Genomic DNA, 19,132 nt, shown 5'->3' on the forward strand with positions numbered 1-19,132 from the left:
TTCAATAGCCGCGAAGAATTTTCCTACTAAATTTGTCAGCTAATCGACAAGGTGAACTTTTCCGGGCGGTCTATCCTCACAACCCAGACAGCTAAAAAATACCCAGGCGCGTCTCTCGCGCCAGATCTTCAGGAGGCAGACATGGCTATCATCAAGAAAGCATCGGCTCATTGGGAAGGTGACCTGAAAACCGGTATCGGCTCCATTTCCACGGAAACCGGTGTGCTGCGCGATGCGCCCTATGGCTTCAAGGCGCGCTTCGAAGGCGGCAAGGGCACCAACCCAGAGGAATTGATCGGCGCGGCCCATGCCGGCTGCTTTTCCATGGCCTTTTCGATGATCCTCGGTGATGCCGGGCTCAAGGCCGACAGCATCGACACCAACGCTGAAGTGACCCTGGACCAGGTCGATGGCGGTTTCGCGATCACGGCAGTCAAGTTGGTGCTCAAAGCGAAAATCCCCGGCGCCAGCCAGGCGCAATTCGACGAACTGAGCAAGAAGGCCAAGGAAGGGTGCCCGGTTTCCAAGGTACTGAACGCCCAGATCACCCTGGATGCGACACTGGTGAACTGACGCATGAAAGGGTCGCAGCCTTCGCAGGCGCTGCCGAAGGCTGCGATTTCATGAATGCGGTCGAGCTGTTTACCCTGGCGCAATTATGATCGAATGAAGCCTGCAGTTTCAGCGCACAGGCAGTGCGTGCTGCCATGAGGAATTCGAACATGAAACGATCAGCCCTGGTGATCATCGGTTGCGCATTCGCTGCATCAGCCCTTGCAGCCCCCAAATCCTGCGAAGAGCTGAAAGCGGAAATCGAAGCGAAGATCCAGGCCAATAACGTGTCGTCCTACACGCTGGAAATCGTCACCAACGACGAAGTCCACGACCAGAACATGGTGGTGGGCACTTGCGAAAACGGCACGAAGAAAATCATCTACCAGAAGAACGACCGCTAGTCGTCCTACGGAACGCAATTGACTTGTCGCTCTTCGGCCACGATTTGACGCTTGGCGTCATAGAGCCGGGCGCTGGGTGTAAACGCCAGGTTGCGAGCCTCCAGTCGATAGCGCTGGCCGGCCTCGAAATGGTCATAACGCACGAGCATGTAGCACAGCCGCTCTTGTGGCTCGGCTTGCATACCCAGCCCACCACCGCTAAACACCTCGAAGTCGAAGCGAACTTTCAGTTCGTGGCTGCCCGGCGAAACCTGAAAGAACCGTCCATCTCGCAATCGCTGGCCATCCAGGCTTTCAGCCATCAGCATTTTGCCGCCCGGCATGGGGGTAGCAAAATCGATCCACGCCATGTTCGGGTCGACCTGGGGCAGCGGGCTCGTTGCACAACCGCTCATGGAGACCAGGGCCAGTAACAATAAAGGTAAGCGCATGGTGAACTTCCTGAAAATCAGACCCAGAGAATAGCGCCAATCACGTTTGTTGGCAGCCCGCCGGCGTACCTTGCCCCACCACTTTGCGTTGCTGATCATAAAGCTTGGCCCATGGCCGGAAACCAATGCTGCCGGCCTGCAATTGGTAACGTTGGCCCGCATTGAAGTCCTTGAACTTCACGTTCAACCGACAATCACGCCATAGCGGCTCGGCCTCCGGGCCAATGTTGCCGGGCTCGACGGCAAATTGATAACGCACCGTCAGCTCATGGCTGCCGGGTTGCACTTCGAAATAACGCCGGTCGATGGAGGTCTTGTCATCGACTTTTAGCGCTTGCAGCGCGGTGTCCTGCTGGTTTCCCAGGTCGATCCACGCTTGGGATGGATCAGGATCAGGCAAACCGGCGCAACCGGTCAGCAGCAACAGGCCACTCGTCAGCATCAACACGCGCATAGCGAAGCTCCAGGCAAGCGAGATAGTCTTGTGGGCAGACTTCCCAGGGTGATTCCAATTGACCAGGCCGCGTTCAAGCCATCGGTTACTCGACCGTGTTTTCCAGACTTTGTTTCCAGGCCTCCTGCTTTTGTTGCTGAACGGTTGCACAAGCGCCGGTTATTACAGCCAGCTCGTCGGCGGGCAACTGCGATTGTTGCAGGCCCGGGAGCCTATCGACCAGGTCATTGCCGACCCTGCTCGCGATGCCCAACTGAGGGCGCACCTGATCCAGGCACGTGAGGCACGGACGTTCGCCAGTGATCACCTGCATTTACCGAACAATAGAAGCTATCGCCTGTATGCAGACATTGGTCGGCCGTTCGTAGTCTGGAACGTTTTCACCACGCCAGAGTTTTCCCTGGCGCCGCAAAATCATTGTTTCCCCATTGCCGGATGCGTGGCTTATCGCGGTTATTACAGCCAGGGCGCCGCCCGTGGCGAGGCCGCATTGCAGCGCTTGCAGGGCATGGACGTGTCGATCGGTGGTGTAGAGGCCTACTCGACACTGGGTTGGTTCAACGATCCAATCCTGAGTTCGATGATGCATTGGGGCGACGAACGCCTGGCGACGCTGATCTTCCATGAACTGGCGCACCAGCGGTTTTATGTGAAGGACGACACCGAATTCAATGAGTCCTTCGCCACCTTCGTCGAGCAAGAAGGCAGCCGGCAATGGCGCGCCAGTCGTGGGCTGGCGCCGGATAACGGCAAGCAGGTGCGCCAGCGCGACCAATTTATCCAATTGATCCTCGACACCCGCCAGCGCCTGGAAGAGCTCTACACCCACCCCCTGTCGACCGAACAGATGCGCCAACGCAAGGCACAGGTATTCGAACGCCTGCGCACCGACTATGAGCAGTTGCGCGACACTCAATGGGCCGGCGACAAACGCTACGATGCCTGGGTCTATGCCCCACTGAACAACGCGCGGTTGCTACCGTTCGGGCTGTACGACCAGTGGGTGCCGGCGTTTGCGGCGCTATTCAGGCGGGAGGGCGGGGACTGGGTTGGGTTTTATGCGGCGGTGGAAAAACTCGGCAAATTGCCGATCGACGAACGCAAGGCTGCTTTGAAGGCGTTGGCAGCGCCGAAAACCTCTGCGAACTAGGCACACGTCATCGCGTGTAGGAGCTGCCGAACGAAGCGAGGCTGCGACCTTTTCCCTGACGCTTGAGCCTCAAGTGAAAGATCACAGCCTGCGGCAGCGCCTACACAACGCACAAAAAAGGGCATGCCGATTCATCGGTATGCCCTTTTGATTGCCGCTTTCTTCCCCCTGAGCGAGGTACTTGCAGCAATTACGGGTTGACGCTGTCTTTCAAGAACTTGCCTGGTTTGAAGGCAACGGTGTTGCTGGCCTTGATCTTCACCGGCTCACCGGTCTGTGGGTTTTTGCCAGTGCGTGCGCCGCGGTGGCGTTGCAGGAAAGTGCCGAAGCCCACCAGGGTGACGCTGTCCTTGCGGTGCAGGGCGCCGGTGATTTCTTCGAGGACGGCGTTGAGGACGCGATTGGCTTGTTCTTTGGTGAGGTCTGCTTTTTCCGCGATGGCGGCGGCGAGGTCTGGTTTACGCATGAATGAAGCCCCTTTGACGGTTTTTTTGTTGTTATGTCCGTGCCGTTCTCTTTGGAACAGCCCCTAAGGCGCCGCAGGCTCTACTCTGCGGCAGACGAGAGTGAGGATGGCACGGTGCCGAAAACAGCGCCAGTGTCCGGGCGACCTTTGTGGGACCAAAAGCAGGGCTTTTGCGACAGAACGACCAGTATTTACGCCAGCAGGGGTGGAAGTTCTTTGTTCAGTGCCAGTTTCTCCATGACCGCCGAGCCTGTCAGCGCGTAGCCCAGCAGGTTGCCTTGAGCGTCGCGGCATAGCGCCTTGATGTCCGCGCCCTGGCCTTCGACGCTCCACACGCCCTCGCTGCCTCGCGGTGGTGGCGACACCACCAGAGGGCACACCGGGGTTTTTACAGTAATTGGCATGGCGCCGTAGCTGACGGCCGTCCGGTTGCCGACCAGGGTCTGGGCCAGGGCCCGGGCGCAGCTCATCAGCGGCATGACATACAGCAGGTTCAAGCCGTCGACCTCGGCGCAGTCGCCCAGGGCGTAGATGTTGGCGTGAGAGGTTTCCAGGTGGCGGTCGACCACGACGCCGCGGTTGACCGCCAGGCCGGCGGCCGCCGCCAGGTCTATACGAGGGCGCAAGCCGATGGCCGAAACCACCAGGTCACAGGCAATCACCTGACCGTCGGACAGGTGCGCCTCGAGCCCGTCGGCGACCGTCTGCAAGCGGTTGAGCACGGGGCCCAGGTGGAAACGCGCGCCGAGGCTTTCCAACCCGGCCTGGACCGCAGCAGCTGCGGCCGGGTGCAGCAGCGTCGGCATGACTTGCTCGCACGGCGCCACCAGTTGCACTTCGTAGCCGCCCAGGCTCAGGTCGTTGGCGAACTCGCAACCAATCAGTCCAGCACCAAGCAACAACACCCGGCGCTTGCCGGCGGCGGCGGCCCTGAAGCGTGCGTAGTCTTCCAGGTCGTTGATCGGAAAAATCAGCTGCGCCGCATCGCCCTGCACCGGCACGCGCACGGTTTCGGCGCCCCAGGCCAGGATCAGGTCACGGTAGCTCACCGCCTCTTCGCCGATCCACAGCCGTTTATGGCCAGGATCGATGCCGCTGATACGGGTGTGGGTGCGTATTTCAGCCTTGAGTTGCTCGGCCATACCCCCCGGCTCGGCCATGCTCAGGCCGTCGGCATCCTTGTTTTTTCCAAAGCCTGTGGAGAGCATCGGCTTGGAATACGAGCGACCGTCGTCCGCGGTAATCAGCAGCAGCGGGGTTTCGCTGTCGAGCTTGCGAAACTCCCGGGCCAGGTTGTAACCGGCCAGCCCAGTACCGACGATGACGACAGGTGCACTCATGTTGCTCTCCAGTGGGGGGAACGATCAGTTGATTTCGATCATTTCGAAATCCATTTTGCCGACGCCGCAGTCCGGGCACAGCCAGTCTTCGGGGACGTCTTGCCAGAGAGTGCCGGCCACGATGCCATCATCCGGCCAACCCTCGGCTTCGTTGTAGATCAGGCCGCAGACGATACATTGCCACTTCTTCATTCCAATACTTCCTCAAGATGTCAGGCCTTGGCCGGTATTTTCCGGCTCAGGGCCGTTTTGTACTGATCGCTTGCGACAGATGCAAGCAGGATCAGCAGGGCAGCAGGCCGGGTCAATCAAAACCCGCGACCGCCATGGTAAGCTCGCGCCCTCATTTGCTGCCATTGAAGACCTCTGTGCCGCATACAAATTCGATATTTCCTACACTCCAATGGCTGCCCCAGCCCCTGCTGTCACCCCGCCCCGATGCGGGTGTACTCGATTGGCTGTTCGACGAAGGCTCCCTGACCCGACGCCTAACGCGCCTGTCGGACGGCCATTTCAGCGTAACGCCGTTGTTCGAAGGCTGGCAGCCATTGCGCACCGACGAATGCGCGGCTCTGGACCTGGTCGAGGGCAGCGAGGGCTGGGTACGCGAGGTGTATCTGCGCGGCCGCGACCAACCTTGGGTGTTCGCCCGCAGTGTGGCGGCGCGCAGCGCCTTGCAGGGTGACGGCTTGCAGATGGACGAACTGGGCAGCCGTTCCCTGGGGGAGTTGCTGTTTTGCGACCAGGCGTTCCAGCGCCGAGCCATCGAGGTCTGCCATTACCCCGACGCCGGGTTGCCGGAACAAGTGCGCGCCAGCGGGCTGTGGGGTCGCCGTTCACGTTTCGATCGCGGTGCGTTGAGCGTGCTGGTGGCGGAAATTTTCCTGCCGCAGCTGTGGGCCGTTGCCCGTGCCTATTCGGAGAATTGCTGATGTATGTGCAACTGCTCAAATCCTTGAACCGCCTGAACCCACGGGCCTGGGACTTCGTGCAACTGACCCGCATGGACAAGCCCATCGGCATCTACCTGCTGCTGTGGCCGACGTTGTGGGCGCTATGGATTGCCGGTGAAGGCTCGCCGTCCATCGCCAATGTGGTGATTTTCGTCCTCGGCGTGGTGCTGACCCGCGCCGGCGGCTGTGTGATCAATGACTGGGCCGACCGCAAGGTGGACGGTCACGTCAAGCGCACCGAGCAACGCCCGCTGGTGAGCGGCAAGATCAGTTCGAAAGAGGCACTGGTGTTCTTCGCCGTGCTGATGAGCGTGAGCTTCCTGCTGGTGCTGTGTACCAACGCACCGACCATCCTGCTCTCCCTCGGAGGCCTGGCGCTGGCGTTCAGCTACCCGTTCATGAAGCGCTATACCTATTACCCACAAGTGGTGCTGGGCGCGGCGTTCTCCTGGGGCATGCCGATGGCGTTCACCGCCGAAACCGGTCATCTGCCGGCCGCAGCCTGGTTGCTGTACATCGCCAACCTGCTGTGGACGGTGGGCTACGACACCTATTACGCGATGACCGACCGGGACGATGACCTGCGCATCGGCGTGAAGTCCACGGCGATCCTGTTTGGCGATGCCGACCGGGTGATCATCCTGACGTTGCAAGGCCTGGCCTTGGGTTGCCTGCTGTTGGCCGGTGCGAAATTTCAACTGGGCGGCTGGTTCCACCTGGGGCTGGTGGCCGCTGCCGCGTGCTTCGCCTGGGAATTCTGGTACACCCGTGATCGGGACCGGATACGTTGCTTCGAGGCGTTCCTGCACAACCATTGGGCCGGCTTGGCGATTTTCGTGGGGATTGTGCTGGATTACGCCCTGAGGTGATTCCCAAACCTGTGGGAGCGAGCCTGTTTGCGAAAGCGCCAAGTCATTCAAGGATGCCGGCCGAACAGACGCCTTCGCGAGTAGGCTCGCTCCTACACGGTTTTAGCCATTACTTGGCCTTGGCAACTTTCCAGGCGCCGTCCATTTTACCGTCGCCGGTCATGTCTCCGGCGTTCTTGTCCATCACGAAGGTGTACAGCGGCATGCCCTGATAGGCCCACTGCATTGAGCCATCATCACGCTTGATCACGGTCCAGTCCCCCATGGATTTATCACCCGCCTCAGCCATCAGCGGAGGCCAATTGGCCGCACACTTGTCATTGCACACCGACTTGCCGGCCGAGTCCTTGGCGAAGGTGTAAAGGGTCATGCCCTTATGGTCCGTAAACATGCCGTCCTTCTCCATCGCAGGATCGGCAGCCATCGCCAATCCAGGCAGTGCCAGGGCAGCAGCCATCAGCAGGGCTTTGAAAGAAACAGTCATTTGTGTCATGGAAACCTTCCTTTGTAGTTGTCAGAATTCGGACTGAAAAGCTTAGTCCAGGATCCTCTACACTGCCGGGTGCCGAAACAAGTGTCACACGACTGCAATAATTCCGTTATCTAATGCGGCGCAAGACAGTTAAATGACAAGAGGATTAACCCATGGTTGGCAGGAGCATTCTGATCGTCGACGACGAGGCGCCCATCCGCGAGATGATCGCCGTTGCGTTGGAGATGGCCGGCTATGACTGCATGGAAGCAGAAAACTCTCAACAGGCCCACGCCATCATCGTCGACCGCAAGCCCGACCTGATCCTGCTGGACTGGATGCTGCCCGGCACGTCTGGCATCGAACTGGCACGGCGCCTCAAGCGCGATGAGCTGACCGGTGATATTCCGATCATCATGCTCACCGCCAAGGGCGAAGAGGACAACAAAATCCAGGGCCTGGAAGTCGGCGCCGACGACTACATCACCAAGCCGTTTTCCCCCCGGGAGCTGGTCGCTCGCCTGAAGGCCGTGCTGCGACGCGCCGGGCCGACAGACGGCGAAGCCCCCATCGAAGTCGGTGGCCTGCTGCTCGACCCGATCAGCCACCGCGTGACCATCGATGGCAAACCCGCCGAGATGGGCCCGACCGAATACCGACTGCTGCAATTCTTCATGACTCACCAAGAGCGTGCCTACACCCGCGGCCAACTGCTGGACCAGGTCTGGGGCGGCAACGTCTATGTCGAGGAGCGCACCGTAGACGTGCACATCCGGCGTCTGCGCAAGGCCCTCGGCGATGCCTATGAAAATCTGGTACAAACCGTGCGCGGCACCGGTTATCGTTTTTCGACCAAGGCCTGATCCGAGCCCTTACCGCCCGACAAAGCTGACAAGGACGCGCGTCACGTGAACCAAAACTGGCATGGCACCCTGATTCGCCACATGTTGTTGCTGGTGACCGGCTGTTTGCTGATCGGCCTGATCAGCGGTTATTACGGCTGGAGCCTGGCCGCCGGCCTGGGGCTTTACCTGGCCTGGACACTCAAGCAATTGCTGCGCCTGCATGAATGGCTGCGCCTGCACCAACCCGACGAAGCACCACCCGACGGCTATGGCCTGTGGGGTGAGGTGTTCGACAGCATCTACCACCTGCAACGGCGCGACCAACGCGTTCGCGGGCGCCTGCAGGCCGTGATCGACCGGGTCCAGGAGTCCACCGCCGCGCTGAAAGACGCGGTGATCATGCTCGACAGCGACGGCAACCTGGAGTGGTGGAACCGTGCCGCCGAGACCCTGTTAGGCCTCAAGACGCCACAGGACAGCGGCCAGCCGGTAGCCAACCTGGTACGCCATCCGCGTTTCAAGGAATATTTCGAGCAGGCCAACTACGCCGAGCCGCTGGAGATCCCTTCGCCCACCAATGATCGGCTACGCATCCAGCTGTACATCACGCGCTATGGCAACAATGAGCATTTGATGCTGGTGCGCGACGTCACGCGTATTCATCAGCTGGAACAGATGCGCAAGGACTTCATCGCCAACGTTTCCCACGAACTGCGCACGCCGTTGACCGTGATCTGCGGCTACCTGGAAACCCTGCTCGACAACGTCGAGGAGGTGAACCCGCGCTGGAGCCGAGCCTTGCAGCAGATGCACCAGCAAAGCGGGCGCATGCAAACCCTGCTCAACGACTTGTTGCTGCTGGCGAAGCTGGAAGCCACCGATTACCCGTCGGACAACCATCCAGTGCCCATCGACGAGCTGTTGCAAACCATTGTCGAAGATGCGCAGGAACTGTCCGGCTCCAAGCAGCAGACCATCACCCTGGAAGCCGACGCGGCCGTGCAGCTCAAAGGCAGCGAGGCGGAACTGCGCAGTGCGTTTTCCAACCTGGTGTTCAACGCGGTCAAATACACGCCGGAGCAAGGCCGGATCCATGTGCGCTGGTGGGGCGATGAGCAAGGCGCGCACCTGAGCGTGCGCGATTCGGGCATTGGCATCGACAGCAAACACCTGCCGCGCCTGACCGAACGCTTCTACCGTGTCGACTCCAGCCGCAACTCCAATACCGGAGGCACCGGGCTGGGCCTGGCCATCGTCAAACACGTCCTGCTGCGCCACCGCGCCCGTATGGAAATCAGCAGCGTACCCGGCCATGGCAGCACCTTTACCTGCCATTTCGCCCCGGCCCAGGCGGTTCGCGCACGCCTCGCCCGCCCCGCTGATTAAACGCCCCCCTAGGCAACCGCCGAGTCAGCCGCTACATTGGCTGACTTGCGCCTGCCTTTTCAGGTGCACATTTTTATTCCTACGACTTTACGGAACCCGCAAAACCCCATCATGGACCCTTCCCCTGGCTTGTCCCTCGTCACACTCTTCGCCGAATTCGGCATGATTCTTTTTGCGCTGATCCTGGTTTTGCTCAACGGTTTTTTCGTTGCGGCCGAATTCGCCATGGTCAAGCTGCGTTCGACCCGGGTCGAAGCCATTGCCGAGCAGAACGGCTGGCGCGGACACATCCTGCGCACCGTCCACAGCCAGCTCGATGCTTACCTGTCGGCGTGCCAGCTGGGTATCACCCTGGCGTCCCTGGGACTGGGCTGGGTCGGTGAGCCGGCGTTCGCCCACATCCTTGAGCCGTTGCTCGGCGCGGTCGGCGTACAGTCGCCGGAAGTGATCAAGGGCGTGTCGTTCTTCACCGCGTTCTTCATCATTTCGTACCTGCACATCGTGGTCGGTGAACTGGCGCCCAAATCCTGGGCCATTCGCAAACCCGAGCTGCTGTCGCTGTGGACCGCCGTGCCGCTGTACCTGTTCTACTGGGCCATGTACCCGGCGATCTACCTGCTCAACGCCAGCGCCAACGCCATCTTGCGCATCGCCGGCCAAGGCGAACCCGGCCCACATCACGAACACCATTACAGCCGTGAAGAACTGAAGCTGATCCTGCACTCCAGCCGTGGCCAGGACCCGAGTGACCAAGGCATGCGCGTACTGGCCTCGGCCGTGGAAATGGGCGAGCTGGAAGTCGTGGACTGGGCCAACTCCCGGGAAGACCTGGTGACACTGGAGTTCAACGCGCCGCTCAAGGAAATCCTGGCGATGTTCCGTCGCCACAAGTTCAGCCGTTATCCGGTGTATGACAGCGAGCGTCAGGAGTTCGTCGGCCTGCTGCACATCAAGGACCTGCTGCTGGAACTGGCGGCCCTGGATCACATTCCCGAGTCGTTCAACCTGGCCGAACTGACCCGGCCGCTGGAGCGCGTCTCGCGGCACATGCCGCTGTCGCAATTGCTCGAGCAGTTCCGCAAGGGCGGCTCGCACTTCGCCGTGGTCGAGGAAGCCGACGGCAACATCATCGGCTACCTGACCATGGAAGACGTACTGGAAGTGCTGGTGGGCGACATCCAGGACGAACACCGCAAAGCCGAACGCGGCATCCTGGCCTATCAGCCGGGCAAGCTGCTGGTACGGGGTGATACGCCGCTGTTCAAGGTTGAGCGTTTACTGGGGATCGACCTGGACCACATCGAAGCCGAAACCCTGGCTGGGTTGGTCTATGAAACCCTCAAGCGCGTACCGGAAGAGGAAGAAGTGCTGGAAGTCGAAGGTCTGCGGATCATCATCAAGAAGATGAAAGGGCCGAAGATCATTCTGGCAAAGGTGTTGATGCTCGATTGAGCATCAATCCCAAGCTGAGTGCATGACTGGGTCTGTAGGAGCTGACGAGCGAAGCGAGGCTGCGATCTTCTAACGGCCAATAGAGTCCGGAGCGAAAGATCAAAAGATCACCGGCTTCGCCAGCGCCTACAGAGCTGAAAGACCGCGTCGCCTTCGTCGCGGGCAAGCCTTGTTCCCACGATAAATCCCCCACCACGAAACGCCTTCGCATCTGCCGATGCTATTGCTTGCCTACCGCAAAGTTGGGCAGGTCGCCCACCGGTTGATTGAACTGGTAGGGAATCGACACCAGCCCCAACCCGGTATTGCGCTGCACCACGAAATGCAGGTGCGGGCCTGAGCTGTTGCCGGTATTGCCCGACAACGCCAATGGCGCGCCCACCCCAACCCGTTGCCCTTCCCGTACGCTCACCGAACCTTTCTGCAAGTGCAGGTAGACGCCCATGGTCCCGTCATCGTGCAGCACCCGCACGAAGTTGCCCGAAGGGTCGTCTCCACGGCCGGTCTGCTCGTTTTCGGTCTTGATGACCACGCCACCCCGCGCCGCGATGACCGGCGTGCCTACGGGCATGGCGATGTCCATGGCGTAGCGGTTCTTCGGGCCGTAATGGCTGTACTGGCCGTTGGCGCCCTGGCTCAGCCGGAACGGTCCGCCACGCCACGGCAACGGGTACCGATAGGCCTGTGCCGCGCCTGCGGGGTCGCCCAAGGAATATTCGAACCGTGGGGTATACACCAGTGGCCTACCGGGCCGAGTGGCCGTGAGCAGCACCAGGCGCAGGTTGCTGCGCGCCGGCAGCACTCGCCGAATCGGCCGGCTCGGTGCCCCGCTGACGTTGCGCAGCCCGGCGAAACTCAACTCGATCTCCACCGGCGCATACAAATCGTTGCGCACGAACACCGCATCCGCGCCGTTCTGCTTCTTGATATCGAGATACACCTGCCGCTCCAGGCGCTCGACCATGCGGTCGCGGAACACGAACACCTGGGCGCCCTTGCTGGGACGGTCGCTATAGGACACCACGCCATTGGCATCGGTGGATTTGTAGATCGTCATGGCCACGGCCGAGGTGGAGGCCAGGACAAGACCACAGGCAAACAGCAGGGATGCGAGCATGGGTAAAGGTTCTGTCGAATAATGAAGGCCTGCACAGCAGCCTAGCAGCTGGGATGGACCCGCGTAGTCGACGGATGTTTCAAAATAGGTGGGCAGATCGTGCCGTGTCGAGACTGACAACCCCATCGCGAGCAGGCTCGCACACACTAGATCTGCTGTGGACACACATTCTGTGGACAACTGAGATCACTGTGAGCGAGCCTGCTCGCGATAGCGGACTCAAGGGCGACGCCGAATCAGGCGCCTGGTACGAAGTGCTTCTGCGCGGTACCGCGAGCGATCAGGCGGGAGATGTAGTCGAGCTTCTGCGGGTCTTTGTCGACGAAGCGGAACGTCAGTTGCAGCCATTCGCTGTCGGGCGTCTGTTCATGGGCGACGATGGCGTGCAGGTAGCCGTTGAGACGAGCGGTTTCGGCGTTGTCGCCTTGCTCCATGTCCAGCACAGCACCTTCGAGTACTTGCGGCAGGGTGTCGGAGCGCTTGACCACCAACAGCGCTTCCTTGAGGCTCAGGGCCTTGATCACGCATTGCTGGGTACCGCTGGACAGCCGCAACTGGCCTTGGCCGCGGTTGCTCGACGCAGCAGCGGCTACCGGCGCCTTGACCGGTGGGTTGTTGAGCAAGCCACGCGCCGGGGCCGCAGCGGCGGCAGCCGGCTTGGCAAAAGGGTTTACCGCAGGCGCCGAAGCAACAGCCGCAACCGGAGCCTTGCCACCCGTCAGGGCGCTTAAGGAGTCATTGCCGAAGGCCGAGTTCATCTTGGTCGGGGCACTGTTCATCAGCGTGTCGAGCTTGCCGACCTTATGCAGGGCCTGCTTGACCTTGGTCAGCAACTGTTCGTTGGTGAACGGCTTGCTGACGTAGCCGGAAACGCCAGCCTGGATCGCCTGGACCACGTTTTCCTTGTCGCCGCGGCTGGTGACCATCACGAATGGCATACCTTTGAGATTGTCCTGCTGGCGGCACCAGGTCAGCAGTTCCAGACCGGACATTTCCGGCATTTCCCAATCGCACAACACCAGGTCGAACGCTTCGCGAGCCAGCAGGGTTTGGGCTTTCTTGCCGTTCACCGCGTCTTCGATGCGCACACCCGGGAAGTAGTTGCGCAGGCACTTCTTCACCAGGTCACGAATGAACGAAGCATCGTCCACGACCAACACACTGACCTTACTCATCCAGATACACCTCTAAAAAATCCCGGCAAGCATACCGCTTTTACTGATGGCACATTGCCAAAAACCGTCAGTCACGCCGGGACTTTTCGTTCGCGGGGTGCTGCTTTCGATTAAAAAAAACCCAAAAAAAAGCCCGACCAGAAGGCCGGGCGCTTTTCCTGGCAATCTTACTTATCGTCAGTTTTACCCGGAACATTAGCAGTTTCGGACGGGGTGCCCTGAACTTCTTCCTTCATGCGCTTGAGCCCCAAATGCCGCACGTCGGTACCGCGCACCAGGTAGATGACAAGTTCCGAGATGTTGCGCGCATGATCGCCGATACGCTCCAGAGAACGCAGCACCCAGATGATGCTCAATACTCGGGAGATGGAGCGCGGGTCTTCCATCATGTAAGTCGCCAGCTCGCGCAGGGCGGTCTTGTATTCGCGGTCGATGATCTTGTCGTACTGGGCCACCGACAACGCCAGGTCGGCGTCGAAGCGGGCAAAGGCATCCAGAGCATCGCGAACCATGTTGCGCACCTGGTCGCCAATGTGGCGAACCTCGACATAACCGCGCGGCGCCTCGCCTTCTTCGCACAACTGAATGGCACGACGGGCGATCTTGGTGGCTTCGTCGCCGATCCGTTCAAGATCGATCACCGACTTGGAGATGCTGATGATCAGGCGCAGGTCGGAAGCCGCCGGCTGACGACGGGCCAGGATACGCAGGCACTCCTCGTCGATGTTGCGCTCCATCTGGTTGATCTGGTCATCGATTTCGCGCACCTGCTGGGCCAGGCCGGAATCGGCCTCGATCAGCGCGGTCACCGCATCGTTGACCTGCTTTTCCACCAGCCCGCCCATGGCCAGCAAGTGACTGCGCACTTCCTCCAGCTCGGCGTTGAACTGTGCGGAAATGTGGTGAGTAAGGCCTTCCTTCGAAATCATCTTGTTCGCTCCGCGAAAGTTGCAAGCTTCAAGCTGCAAGCTGCAAGCTTCAAGCAGTTAAATGTTGATCCTGATAGCGCAGTGCGGTTATGCAGCAGCCTCGACTAGCCATAACGACCGGTGATGTAGTCTTCGGTCTGTTTCTTGGCCGGATTGGTGAACAGGGTGTCGGTGTCACCGAACTCCACCAGCTTGCCCATGTACATGAACGCCGTGTAGTCGGAAACCCGCGCCGCCTGTTGCATGTTGTGGGTCACGATGACGATGGTGAACTTGGACTTGAGCTCGTAGATCAGTTCTTCGACTTTCAGCGTCGAGATCGGGTCCAGGGCCGAGCAGGGTTCGTCGAGCAACAGCACTTCCGGTTCCACGGCGATGGTGCGAGCGATGACCAGGCGTTGCTGTTGACCGCCGGACAGGCCCAGGGCCGATTCGTGCAGGCGGTCCTTGACCTCATCCCACAACGCCGCGCCCTTGAGCGCCCATTCCACGGCTTCGTCGAGGATGCGCTTCTTGTTGATGCCCTGGATGCGCAAGCCGTAGACGACGTTCTCGTAGATAGTTTTCGGGAACGGGTTGGGCTTCTGGAACACCATGCCCACGCGACGGCGCAGCTCGGCCACATCTTCGCCCTTACGGTAGATGTTGTTGCCGTAGAGGTTGATTTCCCCTTCAACGCGGCAACCGTCCACCAAGTCGTTCATGCGGTTGAAGGTCCGCAGCAAGGTTGACTTGCCGCAGCCCGATGGGCCGATGAACGCGGTGACGCGCTGTTTCGGGATGTTCAGGCTGACGTCATACAGTGCCTGCTTGTCACCGTAGAACAGGCTCAGGCCGGGCACTTCGATGGCGACGGTTTCCTGGGCCAGGTCCAGGCTTTGCTTGTCGCGGCCCAGGGCCGACATGTTGATGCCGTGTGTATGTGCTTCGTGTTGCATGGGAGGCTCCCTGTGCTAACAAATTCGGTTTGGTTGGCCACTGAGCGGCCATCCAATCTGTGTCTGTGTCTGTGTCTGTGTCTGTGTCTGTGTCTGTGTGGGAGCGAGCTTGCTCGCGATTCAGGCGACTCGGTTTGGCTTTGAACCGAGGTGATGCCATCGCGAGCAGGCTCGCTCCCACAGAGGATCAATGTGTAATCAGCTATCCAGTGCTTTGTACTTCTCGCGCAGGTGGTTACGGATCCACACCGCCGACAGGTTAAGCGTGGCGATCACCAGCACCAGCAGCAGCGCCGTGGCGTACACCAGCGGTCGCGCCGCTTCGACGTTCGGGCTCTGGAAGCCCACGTCATAGATATGGAAGCCCAGGTGCATGATCTTCTGGTCCAGGTGCAGGTACGGGTAGTTACCGTCCAGGGGCAGCGACGGGGCCAGTTTCACCACACCAACCAGCATCAGTGGTGCCACCTCACCGGCGGCACGGGCCACGGCGAGGATCATCCCGGTCATCATCGCCGGGCTCGCCATGGGCAGGACGATTTTCCACAGGGTCTCGGCCTTGGTCGCGCCGAGGGCCAGGGAGCCTTCGCGCACGGTACGCGGGATCCGCGCCAGGCCTTCCTCGGTGGCCACGATCACCACCGGCACCGCCAGCAGCGCCAGGGTCAGGGATGCCCAGAGCAGGCCCGGGGTGCCGAAGGTCGGCGCCGGCAAGGCCTCGGGGAAGAACAGGCGGTCGACCGAACCACCCAGCACATAGACGAAGAAGCCCAAACCAAACACACCGTAGACGATGGCTGGAACGCCGGCCAGGTTGTTCACCGCGATGCGGATCAGGCGGGTCATCGGGCCCTGACGGGCGTATTCACGCAGGTAAACCGCCGCCAGCACGCCGAACGGCGTCACGATCATCGCCATGATCAGGGTCATCATCACGGTGCCGAAAATCGCCGGGAAGATGCCACCTTCGGTGTTGGCTTCACGGGGGTCGTCGCTGAGGAACTCCCATACCTTGCTGAAATAGAAACCGAGCTTGGCAAACGTGTCCATGCCGTTCGGTTGATAGGCGTGTACCACCTTGCCGATGCCGATCTCCACTTCCTTGCCGTTGGCATCCCGGGCGGTCAGGCTGTCACGGTTGAATTGTGCATGCAGGTCGGACAGGCGTACTTCGATGTCCTTGTAACGGGCATTGAGTTCAGCGCGCTCGCTTTCCAGGTCGGCTTGGGCGGCGGCATCAAGCTTGCCGTCCAGCTCCAGTTTGCGCCCGTGCAGGCGGATCCGCTCCAGGCCGGCGTTGATTGCACCAATGTCGACTTTTTCCAGGGTCTTGAGCTCAGCGGCCAACTGGTTGACCCGCTTTACGCGAGCCTGCAGTTGCGGCCAGGCGGCTTCGCCTTCGGCGACGACCTTACCGTCTTCCTTGACGTTGACCAGGTAGCCGTAAAAGTTGCCCCACTCACGGCGCTCGATCGCCATCAGCTCCGGCGGCGTGGTCTGGTTGGTCAGCCAGTCGCCGACGATCCAGGTGAAGTCAGTGCCGTTCAGGTCCCGGTTACCAACCTTGATCAGTTCGCGGGTCATGAACTCGGGGCCTTCGTCCGGCACCGGCAGGCCAGCGCTTTTCAGGCGCTCACGAGGCACTTCTTCTTTCTGCACGACTTCGCCGACCACCAAGTGCGCAGGCATGCCCGGCACGTTGTAGTTGGCGTGGATCAGGTCCGCCGGCCAGAAGTGGCCCAGGCCGCGCACGGCGATCACCGCCAGCAGGCCAAGGGTCATGATGACCGCGATGGACACAGCGCCACCGCTGATCCAGACGCCGGGGGCGCCGCTCTTGAACCATCCTTTCAGGGAGTTCTGTTTCACAGACTTCTACCTTTCTTAAAGCGACGAATATTTCTTGCGCAGACGCTGACGGATCAGCTCGGCGAGGGTGTTCATGACGAAGGTGAACAGCAGCAGCACCAGGGCCGACAGGAACAGCACGCGGTAATGGCTGCCGCCGACTTCCGACTCAGGCATCTCCACCGCCACGTTGGCCGCCAGGGTACGCAGGCCTTCGAACAGGTTCATTTCCATGACCGGGGTGTTCCCGGTGGCCATCAGCACGATCATCGTCTCGCCCACTGCACGGCCCATGCCGATCATCAGCCCCGAGAAGATGCCGGGGCTGGCGGTGAGGATCACCACACGGGTCATGGTCTGCCACGGCGTGGCACCGAGGGCCAGGGAACCCAGGGTCAGGCCGCGCGGCACGCTGAATACGGCGTCTTCGGCGATGGAGTAGATGTTCGGGATCACCGCGAAGCCCATCGCCAGACCGACCACCAAAGCGTTGCGCTGGTCGTAGGTGATGCCCAGGTCGTGGGAGATCCACATGCGCATGTCGCCGCCGAAGAACCAGGCTTCCATGTACGGGCTCATGTACAGCGAGAGCCAGCCCACGAACAGGATCACCGGGATCAGCAGGGCGCTTTCCCAGCCGTCCGGCACTCTCAGGCGAATGGATTCCGGCAAGCGGCTGAAGACGAAACCGGCGACCAGGATGCCGATCGGCAGCAACATCAGCAGGCTGAATATACCCGGCAGATGCCCTTCGACGTACGGCGCCAGGAACAGGCCGGCGAAGAACCCGAGGATCACCGTCGGCATGGCTTCCATCAGCTCGATTACCGGCTTGACCTTGCGACGCATGCCCGGGGCCATGAAATAGGCGGTGTAGATCGCCGCGGCAACCGCCAGTGGCGCGGCCAGCAGCATCGCGTAGAACGCCGCTTTCAGGGTACCGAAGGTCAGCGGCGAGAGGCTCAGCTTGGGTTCGAAATCGGTGTTGGCGGCGGTCGATTGCCAGACGTACTTGGGTTCGTCGTAGTTTTCGTACCAGACCTTGCTCCACAACGCGCTCCACGAGACTTCCGGATGCGGGTTGTCCAGCGTCAGCGGTTGCAGCTTGCCGCCCTGCTCCACGATCAGGCGGTTGGCCCGTGGTGAAATGCCGAACAGGCCTTGGCCGTCGACCACCTGCTCCACCAGCAGGGTGCGGTGGGCGGTGCTGTGGAACACCCCAAGCTTGCCGGCCGCGTCGAGCGCAACGAAGCCCTTGCGCCGCTCTTCGGCGCTGATTTCAACGATCGGCGTGCTGCCCATCTGGAAAGTACGAATCTGTTTGAAGCGCGACTCGCCGTCCGGATCGCGGGCCATGAACCACTGGGCCAGGCCACCCTTGGAGTCGCCGATGATCAGCGAGATCCCGCCCACCAACTGGGCGCTGGCGGTGACTTGGGCGTCGGCGTTCTCGAGCAGTTTGTAGCGGCCGTTGAGGCTCTTGTCCCGCAGGCTGAACACATCGGCCTGGGCACGCCCGTTGACCACATACAACCATTGCTGACGCGGGTCGACGAAGATGTTCTTCACCGGCTCGGTCATCTGCGGCAGGTCGATGCGGGTCTGCTCGCTGGTGATCTCACCGGTCATCATGTTTTCTTCGCTGGTGAGCGACAGCACTTGCAGTTGGGCACCGCTGGAACCAGCCAGCAGCAGAGTCGAATCAGTGGCGTTTAGGCCGACATGTTCCAGGGCCGCGCCTTGTTCGTTCAATGCGATCGGCGTCTCGCCGTAGGGGTATTCGACGGCAGGCGAGATGGTTTTCTTGCCGTCCGGGTAGGTGACCTTATAGGTGTGACGGAATACCAGGGCTTGGCCGTTGGACAGACCGATTACCACCAATGGGCTGCCAGGCTGGTCTTCGCCAATGGCGGTCACGCTGGCGCCAGCCGGAATTGGCAGGTCGACGCGGCGCAGTTCGGCGCCACTGCTGAGGTCGAAAAACAGCGCCTGCCCCTTGTCGGAAACCCGCATGGCGACTTGGTTCTGTTCTTCGATGGAGATCATCAAGGGCTTGCCGGCGTCTTGCATCCAGGCCGGGGTGATCGAGTCTTCGGCGGTCAGGTCCGCCCCCTGGAACAGCGGCACCACCACGTAGGCCAGGAAGAAAAAGATCAACGTAATGGCAGCGAGGACAGCGAGGCCGCCGATCAGCACGTACCAGCGAGTCAGGCGGTCCTTGAGCGCGCGAATGCGGCGCTTGCGTTGCAGCTCAGGCGTATTGAAGTCAATGCGCTTAGGAGGGGAAGTCGTAGTCATTGTGGAATTGGCCAGATCATTCATTCGCACACCCTAGCGATCCTGTATGACAG

General features: G+C 60.7%; 20 protein-coding genes. 8 read left to right on the forward strand and 12 right to left on the reverse strand.

All coding sequences use genetic code 11. The features are described 5' to 3' along the window. The first annotated feature begins 141 nt into the window (after positions 1-141). On the forward strand, positions 142-573 hold the full coding sequence (locus tag AACY42_RS22550) for an OsmC family protein (RefSeq protein WP_339482406.1): 432 nt from the start codon (positions 142-144) through the stop codon (positions 571-573). 149 nt (positions 574-722) lie between these two features. Then, positions 723-956 carry a DUF1161 domain-containing protein gene (locus AACY42_RS22555; protein WP_339482407.1) on the forward strand — a complete coding sequence of 78 codons (234 nt, stop codon included), beginning with the start codon at positions 723-725 and terminating at the stop codon, positions 954-956. A 5-nt stretch (positions 957-961) separates the two neighbouring features. On the opposite strand, the gene AACY42_RS22560 is transcribed toward AACY42_RS22555, so the two are convergent. Together AACY42_RS22560 and AACY42_RS22565 are read right to left on the reverse strand one after the other, a co-directional pair. Continuing rightward, positions 962-1,387: a PA0061/PA0062 family lipoprotein gene (locus AACY42_RS22560; RefSeq protein WP_339482408.1), complete on the reverse strand. Its 426-nt coding sequence runs from the start codon at positions 1,385-1,387 to the stop codon at positions 962-964. 40 nt (positions 1,388-1,427) lie between these two features. Then, positions 1,428-1,841, reverse strand: a complete 414-nt coding sequence (locus AACY42_RS22565) for a PA0061/PA0062 family lipoprotein (RefSeq protein WP_339482410.1) — start codon at positions 1,839-1,841, stop codon at positions 1,428-1,430. A 58-nt stretch (positions 1,842-1,899) separates the two neighbouring features. Here AACY42_RS22565 and AACY42_RS22570 point away from each other — a divergent pair, with 58 nt between their 5' ends. Beyond that, positions 1,900-2,991: an aminopeptidase gene (locus AACY42_RS22570; protein ID WP_339482411.1), complete on the forward strand. Its 1,092-nt coding sequence runs from the start codon at positions 1,900-1,902 to the stop codon at positions 2,989-2,991. A gap of 190 nt (positions 2,992-3,181) precedes the next feature. Here AACY42_RS22570 and AACY42_RS22575 read toward each other — a convergent pair whose 3' ends face one another. From AACY42_RS22575 to AACY42_RS22585, 3 genes are all read right to left on the reverse strand, one after another. Continuing rightward, positions 3,182-3,457 carry an HU family DNA-binding protein gene (locus tag AACY42_RS22575; RefSeq protein ID WP_024616330.1) on the reverse strand — a complete coding sequence of 92 codons (276 nt, stop codon included), beginning with the start codon at positions 3,455-3,457 and terminating at the stop codon, positions 3,182-3,184. Between the two features lie 191 nt (positions 3,458-3,648). Continuing rightward, complete coding sequence (locus AACY42_RS22580) at positions 3,649-4,797, reverse strand: NAD(P)/FAD-dependent oxidoreductase (RefSeq protein ID WP_339482415.1); 1,149 nt, start codon at positions 4,795-4,797, stop codon at positions 3,649-3,651. Between the two features lie 24 nt (positions 4,798-4,821). Then, positions 4,822-4,989: a rubredoxin gene (locus tag AACY42_RS22585; RefSeq protein ID WP_339482416.1), complete on the reverse strand. Its 168-nt coding sequence runs from the start codon at positions 4,987-4,989 to the stop codon at positions 4,822-4,824. A 176-nt stretch (positions 4,990-5,165) separates the two neighbouring features. Here AACY42_RS22585 and AACY42_RS22590 point away from each other — a divergent pair, with 176 nt between their 5' ends. Both AACY42_RS22590 and ubiA read left to right on the forward strand, forming a co-directional pair. Next, positions 5,166-5,729 (forward strand): chorismate--pyruvate lyase family protein, encoded by a 564-nt coding sequence (locus tag AACY42_RS22590; RefSeq protein ID WP_339482417.1) that lies wholly within the window; start codon positions 5,166-5,168, stop codon positions 5,727-5,729. Continuing rightward, on the forward strand, positions 5,729-6,619 hold the full coding sequence (gene ubiA / locus AACY42_RS22595; protein WP_339482418.1) for a 4-hydroxybenzoate octaprenyltransferase: 891 nt from the start codon (positions 5,729-5,731) through the stop codon (positions 6,617-6,619). Before AACY42_RS22590 ends, ubiA begins: the two co-directional genes overlap by 1 nt. 109 nt (positions 6,620-6,728) lie before the next feature. Here the strand turns inward: ubiA and AACY42_RS22600 are convergent, their stop codons facing one another. Further along, positions 6,729-7,112, reverse strand: coding sequence for a COG4315 family predicted lipoprotein (locus AACY42_RS22600; RefSeq protein ID WP_339482419.1), 384 nt, complete (start codon positions 7,110-7,112; stop codon positions 6,729-6,731). A gap of 152 nt (positions 7,113-7,264) precedes the next feature. Here AACY42_RS22600 and phoB point away from each other — a divergent pair, with 152 nt between their 5' ends. The 3 genes from phoB to AACY42_RS22615 all read left to right on the forward strand — a co-directional run bounded on the left by phoB (position 7,265) and on the right by AACY42_RS22615 (position 10,774). Continuing rightward, the gene (gene phoB / locus AACY42_RS22605; protein ID WP_003177195.1) at positions 7,265-7,954 is read left to right on the forward strand and encodes a phosphate regulon transcriptional regulator PhoB; all 690 of its coding nucleotides are present in this window, start codon (positions 7,265-7,267) and stop codon (positions 7,952-7,954) included. 81 nt (positions 7,955-8,035) lie between these two features. Then, the gene (phoR, locus tag AACY42_RS22610; protein WP_339482490.1) at positions 8,036-9,322 is read left to right on the forward strand and encodes a phosphate regulon sensor histidine kinase PhoR; all 1,287 of its coding nucleotides are present in this window, start codon (positions 8,036-8,038) and stop codon (positions 9,320-9,322) included. A gap of 111 nt (positions 9,323-9,433) precedes the next feature. Further along, the gene (locus AACY42_RS22615; RefSeq protein ID WP_030138217.1) at positions 9,434-10,774 is read left to right on the forward strand and encodes a hemolysin family protein; all 1,341 of its coding nucleotides are present in this window, start codon (positions 9,434-9,436) and stop codon (positions 10,772-10,774) included. Positions 10,775-10,994: 220 nt separating this feature from the next. Here AACY42_RS22615 and AACY42_RS22620 read toward each other — a convergent pair whose 3' ends face one another. From AACY42_RS22620 to AACY42_RS22645, 6 genes are all read right to left on the reverse strand, one after another. Further along, entirely contained in the window at positions 10,995-11,891 is an 897-nt protein-coding gene (locus tag AACY42_RS22620; protein ID WP_339482422.1) for a M23 family metallopeptidase, read from the reverse strand. A 236-nt stretch (positions 11,892-12,127) separates the two neighbouring features. Next, the gene (locus AACY42_RS22625; RefSeq protein WP_339482423.1) at positions 12,128-13,066 is read right to left on the reverse strand and encodes a response regulator; all 939 of its coding nucleotides are present in this window, start codon (positions 13,064-13,066) and stop codon (positions 12,128-12,130) included. Positions 13,067-13,233: 167 nt separating this feature from the next. After that, on the reverse strand, positions 13,234-13,995 hold the full coding sequence (gene phoU, locus AACY42_RS22630; protein ID WP_339482425.1) for a phosphate signaling complex protein PhoU: 762 nt from the start codon (positions 13,993-13,995) through the stop codon (positions 13,234-13,236). Between the two features lie 104 nt (positions 13,996-14,099). Continuing rightward, positions 14,100-14,933: a phosphate ABC transporter ATP-binding protein PstB gene (gene pstB / locus AACY42_RS22635; RefSeq protein ID WP_339482426.1), complete on the reverse strand. Its 834-nt coding sequence runs from the start codon at positions 14,931-14,933 to the stop codon at positions 14,100-14,102. Positions 14,934-15,131: 198 nt separating this feature from the next. Then, positions 15,132-16,802, reverse strand: a complete 1,671-nt coding sequence (gene pstA / locus AACY42_RS22640) for a phosphate ABC transporter permease PstA (RefSeq protein WP_339482428.1) — start codon at positions 16,800-16,802, stop codon at positions 15,132-15,134. Between the two features lie 15 nt (positions 16,803-16,817). Next, a complete protein-coding gene (locus tag AACY42_RS22645; protein ID WP_339482430.1) occupies positions 16,818-19,103 on the reverse strand; it encodes an ABC transporter permease subunit in 2,286 nt (761 codons plus the stop codon). Positions 19,104-19,132 lie beyond the last annotated feature (29 nt).

This window comes from Pseudomonas sp. RL_5y_Pfl2_73 (assembly GCF_963970515.1).
In the GTDB taxonomy this organism is placed as follows: domain Bacteria; phylum Pseudomonadota; class Gammaproteobacteria; order Pseudomonadales; family Pseudomonadaceae; genus Aquipseudomonas.